The 16803-nt window shown below is 30.6% G+C and carries 19 protein-coding genes, 1 tRNA gene and 2 riboswitches; of the genes, 7 read left to right on the forward strand and 13 right to left on the reverse strand.

Annotated features, from left to right (window positions below):
• Nucleotides 1-97: 97 nt before the first annotated feature.
• A riboswitch (FMN riboswitch) is annotated at nt 98-233 on the reverse strand.
• Nucleotides 234-383: 150 nt separating this feature from the next.
• From HMPREF2561_RS00980 to HMPREF2561_RS00990, 3 genes are all read right to left on the reverse strand, one after another.
• Nucleotides 384-1871: an FAD/NAD(P)-binding protein gene (locus HMPREF2561_RS00980; protein WP_049382125.1), complete on the reverse strand. Its 1488-nt coding sequence runs from the start codon at nt 1869-1871 to the stop codon at nt 384-386.
• Between the two features lie 295 nt (nt 1872-2166).
• A complete protein-coding gene (locus tag HMPREF2561_RS00985) occupies nt 2167-3015 on the reverse strand; it encodes a peptidoglycan release complex glucosaminidase SagB (protein WP_037541107.1) in 849 nt (282 codons plus the stop codon).
• A 246-nt stretch (nt 3016-3261) separates the two neighbouring features.
• A complete protein-coding gene (locus tag HMPREF2561_RS00990; RefSeq protein ID WP_002449634.1) occupies nt 3262-3486 on the reverse strand; it encodes a hypothetical protein in 225 nt (74 codons plus the stop codon).
• Nucleotides 3487-3694: 208 nt separating this feature from the next.
• Between HMPREF2561_RS00990 and HMPREF2561_RS00995 the strand changes: the two genes are divergently transcribed.
• Complete coding sequence (locus HMPREF2561_RS00995; RefSeq protein ID WP_256218095.1) at nt 3695-4180, forward strand: sigma-70 family RNA polymerase sigma factor; 486 nt, start codon at nt 3695-3697, stop codon at nt 4178-4180.
• A complete protein-coding gene (locus HMPREF2561_RS01000) occupies nt 4167-4613 on the forward strand; it encodes a competence protein ComK (RefSeq protein WP_017176364.1) in 447 nt (148 codons plus the stop codon). Before HMPREF2561_RS00995 ends, HMPREF2561_RS01000 begins: the two co-directional genes overlap by 14 nt.
• Here HMPREF2561_RS01000 and HMPREF2561_RS01005 read toward each other — a convergent pair.
• Together HMPREF2561_RS01005 and HMPREF2561_RS01010 are read right to left on the reverse strand one after the other, a co-directional pair.
• On the reverse strand, nt 4588-5052 hold the full coding sequence (locus HMPREF2561_RS01005; protein ID WP_017176365.1) for a membrane protein: 465 nt from the start codon (nt 5050-5052) through the stop codon (nt 4588-4590). The two genes, HMPREF2561_RS01000 and HMPREF2561_RS01005, sit on opposite strands and share 26 nt — an antisense overlap.
• Nucleotides 5053-5237: 185 nt before the next feature.
• Nucleotides 5238-5951, reverse strand: coding sequence for a transaldolase (locus HMPREF2561_RS01010; protein WP_017176366.1), 714 nt, complete (start codon nt 5949-5951; stop codon nt 5238-5240).
• Between the two features lie 246 nt (nt 5952-6197).
• On the opposite strand from HMPREF2561_RS01010, the gene HMPREF2561_RS01015 reads away from it, so the two are divergent.
• From HMPREF2561_RS01015 to HMPREF2561_RS01025, 3 genes are read left to right on the forward strand one after another with little or no spacing between them, the layout of a single operon-like run.
• The gene (locus tag HMPREF2561_RS01015; RefSeq protein WP_049379367.1) at nt 6198-6506 is read left to right on the forward strand and encodes a hypothetical protein; all 309 of its coding nucleotides are present in this window, start codon (nt 6198-6200) and stop codon (nt 6504-6506) included.
• 39 nt (nt 6507-6545) lie between these two features.
• Complete coding sequence (gene crcB, locus HMPREF2561_RS01020; RefSeq protein WP_017176368.1) at nt 6546-6911, forward strand: fluoride efflux transporter CrcB; 366 nt, start codon at nt 6546-6548, stop codon at nt 6909-6911.
• The gene (locus HMPREF2561_RS01025) at nt 6908-7261 is read left to right on the forward strand and encodes a fluoride efflux transporter FluC (protein ID WP_017176369.1); all 354 of its coding nucleotides are present in this window, start codon (nt 6908-6910) and stop codon (nt 7259-7261) included. The genes crcB and HMPREF2561_RS01025 overlap by 4 nt, the downstream gene beginning before the upstream one ends.
• Nucleotides 7262-7318: 57 nt before the next feature.
• Here HMPREF2561_RS01025 and HMPREF2561_RS01030 read toward each other — a convergent pair whose 3' ends face one another.
• From HMPREF2561_RS01030 to metK, 3 genes are all read right to left on the reverse strand, one after another.
• Entirely contained in the window at nt 7319-8155 is an 837-nt protein-coding gene (locus HMPREF2561_RS01030) for an aldo/keto reductase (protein ID WP_017176370.1), read from the reverse strand.
• A gap of 114 nt (nt 8156-8269) precedes the next feature.
• Complete coding sequence (locus HMPREF2561_RS01035) at nt 8270-9181, reverse strand: NERD domain-containing protein (RefSeq protein ID WP_017176371.1); 912 nt, start codon at nt 9179-9181, stop codon at nt 8270-8272.
• Between the two features lie 98 nt (nt 9182-9279).
• Nucleotides 9280-10476 (reverse strand): methionine adenosyltransferase, encoded by a 1197-nt coding sequence (gene metK / locus HMPREF2561_RS01040; RefSeq protein WP_017176372.1) that lies wholly within the window; start codon nt 10474-10476, stop codon nt 9280-9282.
• 114 nt (nt 10477-10590) lie between these two features.
• Nucleotides 10591-10703, reverse strand: a riboswitch (SAM riboswitch).
• A gap of 157 nt (nt 10704-10860) precedes the next feature.
• Between metK and pckA the strand changes: the two genes are divergently transcribed.
• Nucleotides 10861-12453 (forward strand): phosphoenolpyruvate carboxykinase (ATP), encoded by a 1593-nt coding sequence (gene pckA, locus HMPREF2561_RS01045; protein ID WP_069723825.1) that lies wholly within the window; start codon nt 10861-10863, stop codon nt 12451-12453.
• A 41-nt stretch (nt 12454-12494) separates the two neighbouring features.
• Here the strand turns inward: pckA and HMPREF2561_RS01050 are convergent, their stop codons facing one another.
• Complete coding sequence (locus tag HMPREF2561_RS01050; RefSeq protein WP_081323986.1) at nt 12495-13274, reverse strand: alpha/beta hydrolase family protein; 780 nt, start codon at nt 13272-13274, stop codon at nt 12495-12497.
• Entirely contained in the window at nt 13255-13728 is a 474-nt protein-coding gene (gene ytkD, locus HMPREF2561_RS01055) for an RNA deprotection pyrophosphohydrolase (protein ID WP_017176375.1), read from the reverse strand. Before ytkD ends, HMPREF2561_RS01050 begins: the two co-directional genes overlap by 20 nt.
• A gap of 67 nt (nt 13729-13795) precedes the next feature.
• Between ytkD and yidD the strand changes: the two genes are divergently transcribed.
• On the forward strand, nt 13796-14041 hold the full coding sequence (gene yidD, locus HMPREF2561_RS01060) for a membrane protein insertion efficiency factor YidD (protein WP_019835282.1): 246 nt from the start codon (nt 13796-13798) through the stop codon (nt 14039-14041).
• Here the strand turns inward: yidD and menC are convergent.
• From menC to HMPREF2561_RS01075, 3 genes are all read right to left on the reverse strand, one after another.
• Nucleotides 14032-15039 carry an o-succinylbenzoate synthase gene (gene menC, locus HMPREF2561_RS01065; RefSeq protein WP_017176377.1) on the reverse strand — a complete coding sequence of 336 codons (1008 nt, stop codon included), beginning with the start codon at nt 15037-15039 and terminating at the stop codon, nt 14032-14034. The genes yidD and menC overlap by 10 nt on opposite strands.
• Complete coding sequence (menE, locus tag HMPREF2561_RS01070; RefSeq protein ID WP_017176378.1) at nt 15040-16434, reverse strand: o-succinylbenzoate--CoA ligase; 1395 nt, start codon at nt 16432-16434, stop codon at nt 15040-15042.
• Between the two features lie 199 nt (nt 16435-16633).
• Nucleotides 16634-16724 (reverse strand) — tRNA-Ser (locus HMPREF2561_RS01075).
• Nucleotides 16725-16803: the final 79 nt, after the last annotated feature.

Raw genomic sequence — 16803 nt, forward strand, 5'->3', positions numbered from 1 at the left:
CCTGTTTCACAGGCATAGGGCATGTATATATACTTAAACAAGCGTACTACAATTTTTATATTGTGCATGCTTATACATCATTCAGTAATGATGTGATTGATTCTTTCTCCCATCCAGACTTTTACTGTCGGCTCTAGAGTCTCACTAGATCAGCCACTTAATAAATTAAGATCAAGTGGGTCGCAGGCTTAATCACTGCCGGTTGGGAATTACACCCTGCCCCGAAAGAATACGTATGAAATTGTGATTAAATTTGAGTCATCGTAGTTTAGTACTACATATATCATCTTACATTTATTTTTGGAAAATTACAAATAAAGAATTTCAATTTGATTTTTAAATTTAACTCTTAAAGAGATATTTATTCATTATTGTGTAAAGCATTATACTGTATGATCAAATTCTTTTCGAATTTCATATAAATAATCCACTGCACTTACCGCTTGATTAACAATCATTTTTACTCCATTCCGCAATTTATTTACTCCATTAGTGATTTGTCCAATAGCAATCATATTATTTAAAGTACCATATCTTGGACTAATCACCTGATTTGTTTCTGGGATAATTTGTATTCCACCCATAGGATGGGCTTGAACAATTTGTCGATTTTGAAGATTTAAGATAAATTGATCATCTTCATCTAAATCTTTTAAATGTGTTTTAGAACCTGTTGCATTAATAATAATATGATGTGGATACCATTGTTCATCATTTTTAAATTTTAAATTAAATAATCCATTTTTATGTACCACATTTTCTAAATCCTTTCTAATCACTAATGAACCATCTTTTATTAATTGCTTGATGAGTTTTGCAGTTCTTGGAGGCATAGGGTTTGAGTTAAGTTGAATAATTTTAGTGAAACGTTTATCGAATTCAATTTGATCTTGACGACTAAAACTATTCCAAATCCAATTTAAATTTTCTTTGACATTCTCTATTAATGTTTGGAATATACCTATCTCATCTGGATGTTCTAAATCATAATTTAAATCTTTAATCGTATCTCCTGTTCGGCGGTGAACCAATTTCTGTAAATCAATACCATTTAAATCACACTCTTCTTTAAATAAATCGAATGCTTTCTCTAATGGCACATTTCCAAAGTACTTATCTTTAATATCATTAAATTTAGATTTTGTTAAACATTGAAACTCAATTTTTTTCATGTTTCCTCTTACGCTAGGCAATTGAGCAGAACGACTCGTCATTGTGATAGGTAGTTTAGGATGATGAAACGCTACATAACGCACTACATCTAAACTAGCTAATCCTGTTCCAATAATAGCAATATCATCAGATTCTTGTACATCATCTAAAGTATTATATGTAGGGTAAGGAGTTTGAATATAACCTTTTATACCTTTTAAATGATAAGGATCGTGATATGATAAAGTACCTATAGTTAAAAATATGTAATCATATACTTGACAATGCTTCATATCTTTAGACGTACAGACATAATATTTCAATGTGGTTTCATCTATATTTGAATTAATGAAGACTTCTTGTACTGGTTGTTTAATGACTGTAAGGTTATCATATAATGTCTCATAATTTGATAAGTATGATTTCATATAATGGCCAAAAACAAATCTTGGTAAATACTTTGGATTTTTAAACGTAAAATCAGATTGTGTTTGATACCATTTCCAAAACTCTTCATCATCATCTAAATTTAAACTCATCTTTTTAGTGGGTAAGTTAATTAATAATTGACTACTATCATTTTGAAAAGGAACACCCTGTCCCATATTAAATTCATTATCGTAGACATCGACTTTTAATTGCTTAAAGTCTTTATGTTTAACGAGTTGTCTAAGTACACTTACACCTGCTGTACCCATGCCTATAATTGCTACTCGCATATTTAACATCATCCTTTTATATATTTGTATTATGTTGAATATTATCATATTATACCAATACGATTCTCGACTTCAAAATGTTTCACTATTAACACGATGATCCATTTCAAAACATAAATAATCATGTGTAACTATGTTAAAATTTAGATATTGAGGTGACTAAACAATGAAATTTTTATTAAAAACATTAATTGTTTTTATCATTGGATTTACTTGGGCTTCAAGAAAAAACAAAGCTGAATAAATAAAAAAACCAACATCATCTAATTAAAGATAATGTTGGTTTTTATTTTGATTATTGATGTTTTTGATCATCTTTATAAACATATAGCTTGAAGTATTTACCTTCTGTTTTCATTTCTTTATAGAAATCAGCAATAATTTCCGCATTACTTTCAGCCCATTTAATATCAGTCGCATATTGATGTTCACCAGGATTCATAGGATTCCATCTCATGCTATATAATGTATTTTGATCATCGTGAGATAGGAAGTGTTTATGAATAAAGTCTGCGCCACCTTTAATTGCTTTCTCTGGTGTATCCCAACCATGTTTTTTCGCATATTCAGCACCTGTTTTGATTGGATCTTCATCTAAAGCTCCAACGCCATAAAAATTATAATATTTTTTACCATCAATATTTACACCATTCGCAAGTTCACTTTTTACTGAACCTGTTTCTAATAATGCATGAGAAATTAAATAGACTTCATTAACATGTTTTTCTTTTGCAGCATTTACAAAAGCATCAGTATGTTTCAATAATGTAGGTCGATCGAACAACATACGTTTGATACGATTTTTATCAATCCCTTGATATTTAGATAAATCTAAAAATTGATATTTTTGTTTATCATCATCGATAAATTTACTACTATCCATTGCACCTTTAATTTCACTTGCTGATGCATCTCTCCATGCATTATTGTTTTTATTCGATACTTGTTGACTTGTATAGTTATCTATTTGTTTTGCAGCAGCTTTATCAAGCGTGACGTTCACATGTTGAACTTTCTCTACTTCATTTACTTTTTTGAAAAATATCTGATCAGAAATCATTGAGAAAAAAATGAAGCCAGCTGCTACTAAAATAATAAGTAACCCTATTAGGCCTATAATAGAACCTTTTCTGTGCTTTGTCATATTCACACCTCTTAGGTTAATGTTGTAATTTCATTTATAGAAAAGTCATCTATGATAATAAATTCTAACATTTTTAATTCTCATAAACAATTTTATAATTATAATGTTACATATTCATAAAATAAAAGTAACAAAATTGAAATTTAATAAAAAATAAAAAGTAATGAAATACTCAACATTTCATTACTCAATGATTTTTATCTATTAAATAAATATAGTTATTTGTAGTAAGGTTAACATATTTAATTATTCGTTATTTCTTTTATAATCCATCATAATAAAACTGACAGCTTGCGATCTATTCTTATAATAATATTGATTTAAATCAATTGTCCCTTCAATATCACCATCACGATACATCATTTCATTTGTAAAATTATTTATCATTACAAATTCAGAACGATCTCTAATGACGTCTAAATCATCATGTCTTGCAAAAAAGTGCTCAAGATTTAAATGTGCGTAATCCAACTTCATACCTCCTATATTTTATTGTACAAATGTCGAATATTAATCTTACAAACTTGTTAAAGCCATATATCATCCAATCCAACGATTCTATGTTTACTATTTAACACCTATTTATTAAATTAAGCAAATGAAAATTCACGATACCTCATGTAGAATTTATACATCCGGAAATATTGTTTATGTACATAACTAAGGAGAAAGAATAACTATTTCAGATTTTAGTTCATTACACATAAAATATCATAAAATGATTCATCATTTGTTAAGACAATACCGTATCACTTATAATTATGATGAATTTTATCAATTATTATTAATAAAATTGTGGGAAATCTCCAAAATTTATAACCCATCTTCTTCTGTATCTTTATCCTCTTTTATTTATCAGCGATTAAAGTTTTATCTTATTGATCTTTTTAGAAAGGAGCAATTGAAGATTGACTGCTTAGATATTGCAGCGTTAAATCATTCTTTAACTTATACATTGAAAGATGAATCTTTTTTTAATGATTTCAAATATATTTTAAATTCAAATGAATATCAATGGCTGATATATTATCTTCGTGGATACAAACAATATGAAATCGCTAAAAAGATGAATGTCTCAGACACTACAATTAAAAAATATAAATCTTCTGCCCGTATCAAACTTCAGCAATATTATTTAGAAGGTGATTGGCATGTTACCTCATAATACTTTCGATTTGTTATACATTCAAACTTTAGAAGGTTCCACAATTCAGACTAAATGTTGTTTTAAAACATATGATATGATTCTACCCTTTCATATTAAAAAGATTGTCATATACTATCTAGAACAATTTAATAAATCATATACACAACAACTTAAATTAGCTAAACGCTTATTATCTATCAATAAACTAGTTCCTATTTATATTTCTAAAGACGTCATTTTATTTCCAATCAAACATCAACGTGCACCCATACAAATATATTTTAATGCGCAACGTATTATTGGATTAACGTCTTCTCAAAATAAAACCATTATTACCTTTGATAATTCAGCTCAATGCGTAGTGGATGAGCCTTACATTTTAGTTTATAAAAAATGGCAAGAAAGTATTCTATTAGCCTATTTAATTAATAAGACGACTTCTTTTCATTAAACTTATATTCAAGTAATCTTTTAGTAAACAAAGCAGTCACAAATCTTATGAGATACAAACTGACAACCAAACTAATAATGGCAAAAACTAAGATTAATACAAGATAGATTAGACTTAATTCTGCTTTAGGATTTATAAACTGATTGACTACTGCTAAACTTGCGATAAATCCAGCTAAAAACCATCCTAGTAATAGGATGTAGGTGAGAACAAATAATATAATTAATAAGAAAAAATATCCATTTGAAAAATGTTTATTTCGAAAAATATGAACCTGTAAAAATTGATTAGCAAAACGAGTAGGTTTCATAAATTTCTGTTCTGCATTATTAAATGAAGCATTATTTTGTTCAAAAGTATGTTCTAATAATTGCTTTTCTTTTTTATTTAAAAACCACAATTGTTTTCTTACTTTTTCTCTAAAAGCAGTTTCTTCCATAACTTAATTCCTTTCTATTTAATTATATTCATAAATTTTAACTGAACACCGATTTTAAAACAAACTCAATAAAAAAGAAAGATACTTTATTACTCCCTCTCTTTGATATTCATATAACACTAAAACCGAGTCTAAGACATATTTGTAGTCTTAGACTCGGTTGGTCATAATTAGATATAGTGATTTTATAATATTGATAATCCAGAACTTTTAATATCTTTTGCAAATCCTTGAACTGTATCCACTGGCAATTCATTAATATCGCGTCCAAGATTATTGTTAACTTTCTTAACAACATCTGCTGGACAAGTGATAATATCGGCGCCAATTTCATTAGCTTGGATAACATTGAACACTTCACGGCAACTTGCCCATAATAATTTAACACCATTTTTACTATGTGCGACTTTTACAGATTCTTTCATTAAAGGAAGTGGATCTACACCCGTATCAGCAATACGTCCCGCAAAGACAGAGATATATGTAGGTACACCTTCAGTCACTGCTTCTGTAATAGCTTTAACTTGTTCAATTGTATAAACAGCAGTTACATTTAAACGAACATGATCAGCTGATAACTTTTTAATTAATTCAATTGTAGACTCACCTTTTGAGTTCACAATTGGAATTTTAACAAACACATTGTCTCCATATTGCTTTAAAATTTCTGCTTCTTTCTCCATTGTATCTAAATCATCTGAGAATACTTCAAATGATATAGAAGCATCAGGAATTTCACGTACTGCTTCTTCTGCAAAAGCTTTATAATCTGTTACACCTGCTTTTGCCATTAAGCTAGGATTTGTTGTAAAACCATCTACTTCTTTATTTTTGTATGCAGCTTTCATTTGTTCGATATCTGCACCATCGGCAAATACGTCTACATTTAATTGAGTCATAAAATCTTCCCTTCTCACTTATATTACGAATATAGCTTGCTTTACGAAAAGACACCATACGTATGATTATTTTTTTATGTACAGGATGTTTTACTATTTCGTTAAGTTATTTATATCATGCTTTTTTTGTGTATGCGAATGTTTTGCTTTGAATTTTCTGAAAATTAAAACCTTATGATATAGGTACTATTAAAAATGAAATTAAATGTGGTAATATTATTTAATGGTATAAATCGGAGGTATATTATGTCTAAATCAAAAAAATATTTTTATATATCAGTTATTCTTTTAATTATTAGCTTTTATTTTAATACATTTAATCCTTTATTAAGCATTCAATTTAAATCAATAAAAAATTTATTAATTGCATGTAGTATTGTAAATGTTGTCATCCTTATGGCCTCAATTATATTTTCTGATAAAGCAATTAAACATTTAAATTATAAAAATAAAGATTGGATTAAGACCGCTTCTAAAATATTACCTTATCTCATATTGGTAGTAATTTTGTTTCATATTTTTGCTTCTATTACAACGTTTGGCATTTTTTCATAATCAAATACGCATAAAATAATATATAAAGGTGAGTATGTTATGCAATATATAACCGTGTTTATAGGTGGTATGTTGGGCGCTTTATTAAGATTTTTGTTTTCCTTTATGAATCAAAGTAACACCTTTCCAATTGGCACATTGATAGCTAACCTGTCAGGTGCTTTTCTTATGGGTTATCTATCTGTAGTAATGATTAAGTTATTTAAAGATCACCCTAAAATTAAAAAAGGTATTACAACTGGTTTTTTAGGCGCTTTAACAACATTTTCAACATTTCAATTTGAGTTAGTCACATTACTTTACAGCCATCATATTATCTTAGCTTTGGTTTATGCATTTATAAGTTATTGCTTTGGTGTTATCTTGTGCTGGATAGGTATGACATTAGGAGGTCTTACATCTTGATACAAGCTCTTTTAATTATGATTGGCGGTGGTTTAGGCGCTGTCGTTAGAGCATGGCTAACTGATGTCACTAAATCCAAATGGTCTACTTCAATACCTATTGCTACTTTAATCGTCAACTGGATTGGAAGTTTTCTCATTGGTTTAACAACTGGCCTCTCTATTCACTTAAACTGGATACATATGTTTTTTATTACTGGATTTTTAGGAGGTTTAACGACATTTTCAACCATGTCTTATGAGCTTGCGCAATGTCTAACACCGTCTTTTAAACTTTTTAAATTTATGATGTATTCTCTATTGCAATTTGTTATAGGATTTATTGCTTGTTGGATTGGTTTTATAATATAACAAAAGAGTGAACTGTGTAGTAAATTAACCTACAAGTTCACTCTTTTTTAATTAAATTTATTGACCTTCAAATGTATCTGGATCAGGTCCTATACGTTGATCTTTATTTAAATCATCAATTCGTTTCATTTGCTCTGCTGATAATTCAAAATCAAATACATCTATATTTTCTTCAATTCTGCTTGATGTAACTGATTTGGGAATAACGACGACGTTATGTTGCATATTCCATTTAATAATAACTTGTGCTGCTGATTTATTAACTTCTTTACCAATTTCATTTAACGTTTCATCGTTTAAAATTTGAGCATTCATAAATGGTGACCAAGATTCCATATAAATATTTTGAGCTTCTAAATATTTTCTAAGTTTTTCTTGAGTAAAGTATGGATGAAATTCTACTTGGTTAATGACTGGTTTAATTGACACTTGTGCTAATAATGCTTCAAAATGATCTGGATTAAAATTACTAACTCCAATGTTTTTAACTTTATTATCTTTATATAAATCTTCCATACCTTTCCATGTATCAATCATTATGGCTTCATTTGTCCCTGGCCAATGTACTAAGTATAAATCTAAATAATCTAACCCAAGTTTTTGGATACTAGTTTCGTAGGCTTGAGCCACATTTTTACGTCCGAAATCTTCGAAAAATAATTTTGATGTTACGAAAATATCTTCTCTATTTAAACCTGTTGATTCTAATCCTTCTTTGATACCTTGGCCTACTTGTTCTTCATTTCCATATACTTTAGCAGTATCTATGCTACGATACCCAGATTCAATAGCATGTTTAACTGCTTCTTTACAAGTATCGTCATTTTCTACTCGAAATGTTCCAAGTCCTAACATTGGCATTTGATTTCCATTATAGAATTCAATATAGTCCATCTTACTTCCTCCTTTAAAAATAACTATTCTGTATATACCCTAAAAGTATATTTATGAACATCGCTTATAATAAAAAAGTACCATCAAAATTTAAAATTTTGATGGTAGCCTCTCTTAGTTAAATGATTCAATTTTATCCATAATATTTTGTAATTCATCGACATTATATTGAATACGTCCATGGAATACAAATTTGTTAAAGAATTCGTCAAGTTGTTCAGGACCAACTAAAACCTTAACACTTGAACTTTGTGCATAGTTTGAAATCGTTACGTCTTTATCATGTTTAGGATTAAAATATAAAATTGATGTTGGCGTATATTTAAGTCCTAATTCTGTTTGTAAATCTGTAGCCAACTTCTCAATTGCAGAAAGTTGATCAGAATAATTAATAAATGATAGTTTCGAATGATTATCTTCATGTTGATCAAGAACTAACGTTTGAGGCGCTTGTGTATTTAAATCAAGTGTATCAAATACTTGCTTCAGCATTGGTAATTCTTGAAATTGTGCGCCACTAATTCCATTATAAACATGACCTTTTAATAATTGTGAATCAATGATATATAAACCAGTTCTAGTAAGCACAAGATGGCTAATACGTTGAATATTATTAAACTCATTACTTGGTAAAAAAATATTAGCCATTATATGCATATCTTCACGTCTAATACGTTTTTCTTTAACTAAACGGTCTCTAATACCAATGAGTCTCATATCAGTCACGTATTCACTTTTATTTTTAGAAAATAATTTCAAAGCATCAATTTCACGTTCTTTTCCATTAACTGTAACTTCAAATTCTTCTTTTTGTTTCGTTACTTGTTTTTTATTTTCAATACGTTCTTTTTCAAGTGCTTCCTCATGTGAAGATTTGAGTTGTTGCTCCTTGAGATTGTACTCTTCATTCGCTTTGTGTTTCATATTATTTTTACTTTTCAAAGCAACTAAAAATAGAATAAAACATATAATCGCTATGATTATCGCTGCAATTAAACCAATCTCAACCGGTCCAAATGAATTCATTAGATAACGCTCCTTTTAAACTGTCAATATCTATCTATTATAATAGAAATAGACGATAATTTCGAGGTTTAACCTAATTAACTGCTATATATCCTATGTTATTTTTGAACGGCATCTTTTAGGACATTCACTTTATCTAATTTTTCCCATGGTAACAATACATCAGTACGACCAAAATGTCCGTATGCAGCTGTTTGTTTGTAAATAGGATGTTTTAAGTCAAGCATTTTAATGATACCTGCTGGTCTTAAATCAAAATGTTTTCTTACCGCTTCAACTAATTGTCCTTCAGAAACTTTACCTGTTTTAAATGTATCAATAGCAATAGATACAGGTTCTGCTACACCAATTGCATAAGCTAATTGCACTTCACATTGCTCAGCTAATCCAGCTGCTACAATATTTTTTGCAACATATCTCGCTGCATATGCCGCAGAGCGATCTACTTTTGTAGGATCTTTACCACTGAAACAGCCACCTCCATGACGAGCATAACCACCATATGTATCTACAATAATTTTTCTTCCAGTTAAACCAGCATCTCCTTGAGGACCCCCAATAACAAATCGACCAGTTGGATTAATAAAGAATTTAGTTTCATCATCAATTAAACCTTCAGGCACAGTCGGATAAATGACATGCTCTTTAATATCTTTTTGGATTTGTTCTAATTCAATGTCTTCAGCATGTTGAGAAGATACCACAATCGTGTCAATACGTTTAGGTTTATCATTTTCATCGTATTCTACTGTTACTTGAACTTTACCATCTGGACGTAAATAACCTAAGGTACCGTCTTTACGCACATCTGATAAGCGTTTCGCTAGTTGATGTGATAAAAAGATTGGAAGCGGCATATATGTTTCGGTTTCATTTGTTGCATAACCAAACATTAATCCTTGGTCTCCGGCACCTGTTGCTTCAATTTCTTCTTCAGATATATCATTGCGATACTCAAGTGCTTTATCTACACCTTGGGCAATATCAGGTGATTGTTCATCAATAGCTGTTAAAACAGCCATTGTTTGATAATCGTAACCATATTTAGCTCTTGTATAACCAATATTTTTGATTGTTTCTCGTACTACTTTAGGAATATCTACATATGTAGACGTTGAAATTTCACCAGAAATTAAAGCCATACCTGTTGTTACTGTTGTTTCACAAGCGACACGTGCATTAGGATCATCTTTTAAAATTTCATCTAAAATCGCATCAGATACTTGATCGGCGATTTTATCTGGATGCCCTTCTGTCACTGACTCTGATGTAAATAAACGTTTATTATAAGTCATGATTTGCTCCTTTTTTTAACTATATTTACGAAAATTCTCTTTTGACAATGAGCTTAAAATAAAAGAGCCTTCTCAACTATCTAGATAGAGAGAAGGCTCTTAAACGTCCATTCGCTCTTATCGTTCAGACAAATATTGCGTCTGCAAACGGTTTGGCACCTTTCTTTTAAAAAAAGAGGTTGCTGGGTTTCATTGGGTCCATGTCCCTCCACCACTCAGGATAAGAGAATCCGTTAAGACCTATACTACATAAATACTTTAAAATTGTCAATTTTGATTTTTAAATGTTCTTTTATTTACAATGGAATAATTAAATTATTATGTTATACTTTTTAATGTAAGGGCTTACATATATAAATGAATAGATATTTGGAGGGATGTTGTATGTCAATAGATACATACAGTGAAACACCTAAAATCAAACACTTATTAGAGAAGGAAACGACTTTATTTCAACTTTCTACTACTCAGCTTTATTACAAGATTTTAAATAATAATGAAGGTGAACTTACTGAACTTGGCGCAATTAATATGAGTACAGGTAAATATACTGGTCGTTCACCAAAAGATAAATTTATCGTTAACGAACCTTCATATCGAGACAATATTGATTGGGGAGACATTAATCAACCTATAGATGAAGACGTGTTTTTAAAATTATACAACAAAGTATTAGATTATTTAGATCAAAAAGATGAATTATACGTTTTTAACGGTTATGCCGGAAGTGATAAAGACTCACAATTAAAATTAAAAATTATCAATGAGCTTGCATGGCATAATTTATTTGCACAAAACATGTTTATCCGACCTGAATCTATTGAGGAAGCAAGTCATATTAAGCCAAATTTCACTATCGTTTCTGCCCCTCATTTTAAAGCCAATCCAGATGTTGACGGTACTCATTCTGAAACATTTATTATTGTTTCATTTAAACATAAAGTGATTTTAATTGGTGGTACTGAATACGCTGGAGAAATGAAAAAAGGTATCTTTTCAGTGATGAACTACTTATTACCTATGCAAGATATTATGAGTATGCATTGTTCTGCCAATGTTGGAGAAAAAGGTGATGTTGCTCTATTCTTTGGATTATCTGGTACAGGAAAAACAACATTATCAGCGACGCCAACTCGCAAATTAATTGGCGATGATGAACATGGCTGGAATAAAAATGGTATTTTTAACATTGAAGGTGGTTGCTATGCAAAAGCTATCCACTTATCTAAAGAAAAAGAACCTCAAATTTATAATGCCATTCAATATGGTACTATTCTTGAAAATACAATTGTTAATAAACGTGGCCATGTTGATTTTGATGATAATACGAACACAGAAAACACACGTGCTGCTTATCCAATTCATCATATCGATAATATCGTATTACCTTCTAAAGCTGCACACCCTAATACAATTATCTTCTTAACTGCAGATGCATTTGGTGTACTTCCACCTATTTCTAAATTATCTAAATCTCAGGCAATGTATCATTTCTTAAGTGGTTTTACGTCAAAATTAGCTGGCACAGAACGTGGCGTGACAGAACCTGAACCATCATTTTCAACATGCTTTGGCGCTCCATTTTTACCTTTGCATCCTACTAAATATGCGAATTTACTTGGTAAGTTAATTGATGACCATGATGTTGATGTATATCTAGTAAATACAGGATGGACTGGTGGAAAATATGGTGTTGGACGTCGTATCAGCTTACATTATACACGTTATATGGTAGATCAAGCTATTTCTGGCAAGCTAAAACAAGCTACATTTACTAAAGATGAAATATTTGGTTTAAGTATACCAACTGAAATGGAAGATGTGCCTAAGACTATTTTAAATCCAATCCATGCTTGGAATGATCCTGAGGCTTATCGTCATCAAGCTAATGACTTAAAAAAACGTTTTGAAGAAAACTTCAAAACATTTGGAGATGAAGTAAAAGATATTGCTAAAGATGGTGGATTTAGTCATTAATAATATATCTAAACAAAAGACTTACATGATGACTGTTATAGTCATCTTTGTAAGTCTTGTTCTATATTATTCATCCATTGATGTATATAATCTAAAACTTCTTTCAATGCTTTCGGTCTTGGGACATGGCCTTCGTCAAGTTGATAAAATGTATCATGTTTGACCCCTTTACGTTCTAGTTGTTTTTGAAGAAAATACGCTTGATGTATACCCACTTGCCAATCTTTACCACCATGTACAATTAAAATAGGTGGACTGTTTTGATTCAACGTACGTATCGCATTTCTTTGTTCATATGCCTCTTTATCTTTTTTCGGATGACCTACCATACGTCTTAGCATTCCCCTTAAATCCACACGTTCTTCATACATTAAATGAACATCTGAAACGCCACCCCAAATAATATAACTATCAACTGGATCATCCTGAAATGATAATAAACCTTGAATTCCACCTCTTGAAAATCCAATCATATGGACGAAAGCTTGGGGATACTTATTTTTTAATAGTCGAATAAGTACTGTTACATCATGTAAATCAGCATTACAAAATTCATCTTTTCCTTCACTACCATTACTTCCTCTATAATAGGGACCTATAACTAATGTATACGGATCAGAAAATTGCATGAGTCTTGAAGCTCTTACTCTACCAACTTGCCCTTTTCCACCACGTAAATACACTACAATTCGTTTAACATTATGATACGCTGGGATCATCTGTAACGCTTTTACATTTAATTCGTCTACTGTATAAGTTATTTCCTCAAATCGATGAGTGTTGGATTCAACAGGCATTGTTCTAATATTTGTAATACCCAAGATCTTTCACCCTTTCTAAACATTTTAAAATTGCTTCATCTTTAATTAAATAACTTTTTTGGTGCTCAGGAATCTCATTAACTAGATGAAATAATATAGGACCCTCCGTTTCCAAATAATCATGTTTATGTTCAATTGATTTCACTTTAATCACGTACACATCTTTTTTAAAAAGTGACTTATCAAAGGTATGAACTTGATATTGCGCGATATAATATAAGGCTTCTACCTTTCCACCTGTTTCTTCATAAAGTTCTCTAGCAATCGCTTGTTGACTAGTTTCATTAATTTCAACTTTACCTCCAGGGAACTCGATACCTCTTTTAGAGTGTTTAGTGAATAATAATTGATTTTGAAATATCGGAATAGCTAAAACGTGGTTTCCATTCGGTATATCGTTATCAGTTTTATATTGCATCGTGACTCGTCTATCATCTTGATCGATAAACTCCATATCACTCATCCCCCTCTTAAATATGGTAGAATTATTTAATAATCAAATGTCTATAGGAGGTTTATTTATGCTTAAAAAATTATTTCTAAGCATCATTCGTATTTATCAGCGTTTCATCTCCCCTATGACACCACCAACATGTCGATTCTATCCTACTTGTTCTGAATATACTAAAGAAGCTATAGAAGTATATGGCGCATTTAAAGGTGGCTATATGGGAGTAAAACGTATTTTAAAATGCCATCCATTTCATGAAGGTGGATTTGATCCCGTACCTTTAAAAAAAGACAAACATACACATCATCATTCATAAACAGATAATGCATTTATATTGACTTTAGGAGGATTGAAATATATCAATCCTTCTTTTAATTTGCCTATGCCTTGTGTAAAGTCTGTTTCAAAATAATATCCATCTGGAGTAATATCTCCTGGATAAGACCCTTCTTTTGCTAATAAAGCAGTAAAATATCGACTAAGTCCATATTCATACATCCCACCAACGATCACTTTAATATCTTTCTCTTTTAATAAGTGAATGAGTTCTAATGCTCTATCTATTCCTCCCAGTCTAAATGGTTTAACCACAACTGCAGTTATAGGATATTGATGAATAATTTTTAAAATTGATTGTACATCCGTTGCTTTTTCATCAATAGCAATAGCAGGATAATGCGTAACATCTATATAGCTTAAATCATTTAAATCTTTAAATGGTTCTTCAACGTATAGAAGATTGTGTTGATCAATCTCTTTTAATAATTGAAATTGTGACATATCCAGTGATTCATTTGCATCGAGTGCAAGACTAAATTCAAATGGAAGTTCATTGCGTAGCTTTTTTATATCGTTAATGAGATGAGAACTCCATTTTAATTTAATACGTGCTGGCTTTGTGTCTTTAAGTGTTTGTAATTGTGAAGAAGATAAACCACTTACTGTTGCCCCATATTCAACGTTAAAGCACGGTTGTGAATAAAACATCTGATAAACCGCCATCACAACAGTACATCTAGTAGCTGGATAACTATCTAATACATCAAGATAAGGTAACCAGTCACTAAATGTATTGAATGATTGATTTAAAATCTTTTTTGACCATTGTTGTATTCGTATTTTTACTGTCTCAATTGTTTCAGTATCATACCAATCCGTTTCAAATGCATTACATTCACCAAAATAATTTTTCCCTTCATCAGAAATAAATCGTACTATGAGTGCTTTACGATGTGTCATTTCGACTTTAGGCGTCGTAATCGGAGAATGAAACGGCGCGGTATAGTAATAAAATTGTATATCAATGATTTTCATTTAATGATCCTCAGTTCCAACTTTATTACGTTGTAATTTTCCAGTAGAAGTATAAGGTAATGCATTGACGTGTTGATATATCTTAGGAACTTTATATTTTGCTAAATGTTCTTGTAAAAAATTTATAAGATCATTAACCTCAATTGTTTCACTTGCGACATAGTAAAGCGCTGGAATCTGACCCCAAGTCTCATCTTCTTTAGGTACACATACTGCATCTATAATTCCATTGAATGTTTTAGCTACTGTTTCAATTTCATAAGGATAGATATTTTCTCCACCACTAATAATAAGGTCTTTACGTCGATCATAAACCATTACAAAACCATCACTGTCTATTTCTGCAATATCTCCTGTTTTAAAGAAACCATCTTCAAATGTGTTATCCAAATCTTTAGGATACAAATATCCGTTCATTACACTGTCGCCTTTGATAAGTAATTCACCATGTCCCTCTTCATTAGGTTGTTTAATACATACTTCAACATTATCACTTGGTTTACCTACTGTATCATATCGTTTAGCTAACATATCTGGCGAAGCGGTTAGGAACTGCGAACATGTTTCTGTCATTCCAAAAGAATTATAAATAGGTAATTGATAACTCAATGCCTGTTGTATGAGCGTGGATGATAATTTAGCACCCCCAAGTAATATTTTTTCAATTGAGTATGGTTTATTTAAACCAGCATCCATTAGCCACTTTAACGTTTGTGGCACAAGTGACACATGTGTAGGATATTCGTTTTTAATAATAGTCAACATATCTTCAGTATTATATTTATTTAATAAACGTACAGTAAATCCTTCAATCACAGCACGTAAAATCACGCTAAGTCCTGAAATATGATAAATTGGAAGAACCGATAACCATGTCGTTTGTTGATCAAATCCTAGACTTTCTTTACAACCTAATGCACTTGCATAGTGATTTTTAAATGTTTGAGGTACTGCTTTTTGGGGTCCTGTCGTCCCTGATGTAAACATAATAGATGCAATACGATGAATATCAAATTGTTTATGATTAGGCGTATCAGGATAATCATTGAGTTGATTAAATGAGAGAACTTGATGTGAAGATAAATCGAACTCTTTTGTAGTTAAAATAAGTTGAACATTCACTGAGTTCATTTGATTAGTCATTTCAGTTGTTGTTAATCGTGTATTGATCATTGCAATTTCAATTTGCGCTAACCAACATGCGTGCACTAAAATAACAGAATCAATGTCGTTTCCAATATATAGTCCTACCCTACTTTCATTTAAAGATAATAATTTTTTTGAAAGCTGATACGCTGTAGAATATAATTGATTATATGTTAATGTATACTGACCATCTATAACCGCGATTTTGTTTTTGTTTTTTATACTTTGCTCTTTTAACCAAAATTCCAAAATTCATTCCTCCAATAGTTATACACTCTATATTATAACGATTTTTAAATGACTTAACAGGACTCATGTTTGAATTTATTTTGTGATTGTTTTATTTTTAAAAAGATATTATCCATTTTAAGATAAATATAGTTGAATACTTGATATATCATATCTATAAAAAACTCAGAATGGAAAATAACCATTCTGAGCTACTGTACGGAGAGTAAGGGATTCGAACCCTTGAGACGCGATAAAGCGCCTACACACTTTCCAGGCGTGCTCCTTCAGCCAGACTCGGACAACTCTCCTCTATTCAATTAAATAAAAAAACAGAAGCGATGTTTCACTTCTGTTTATATGACTCCTACGGGACTCGAACCCGTGTTA

The sequence above is a fragment of the Staphylococcus sp. HMSC069E10 genome (assembly GCF_001809205.1).
Lineage (GTDB): Bacteria > Bacillota > Bacilli > Staphylococcales > Staphylococcaceae > Staphylococcus > Staphylococcus hominis.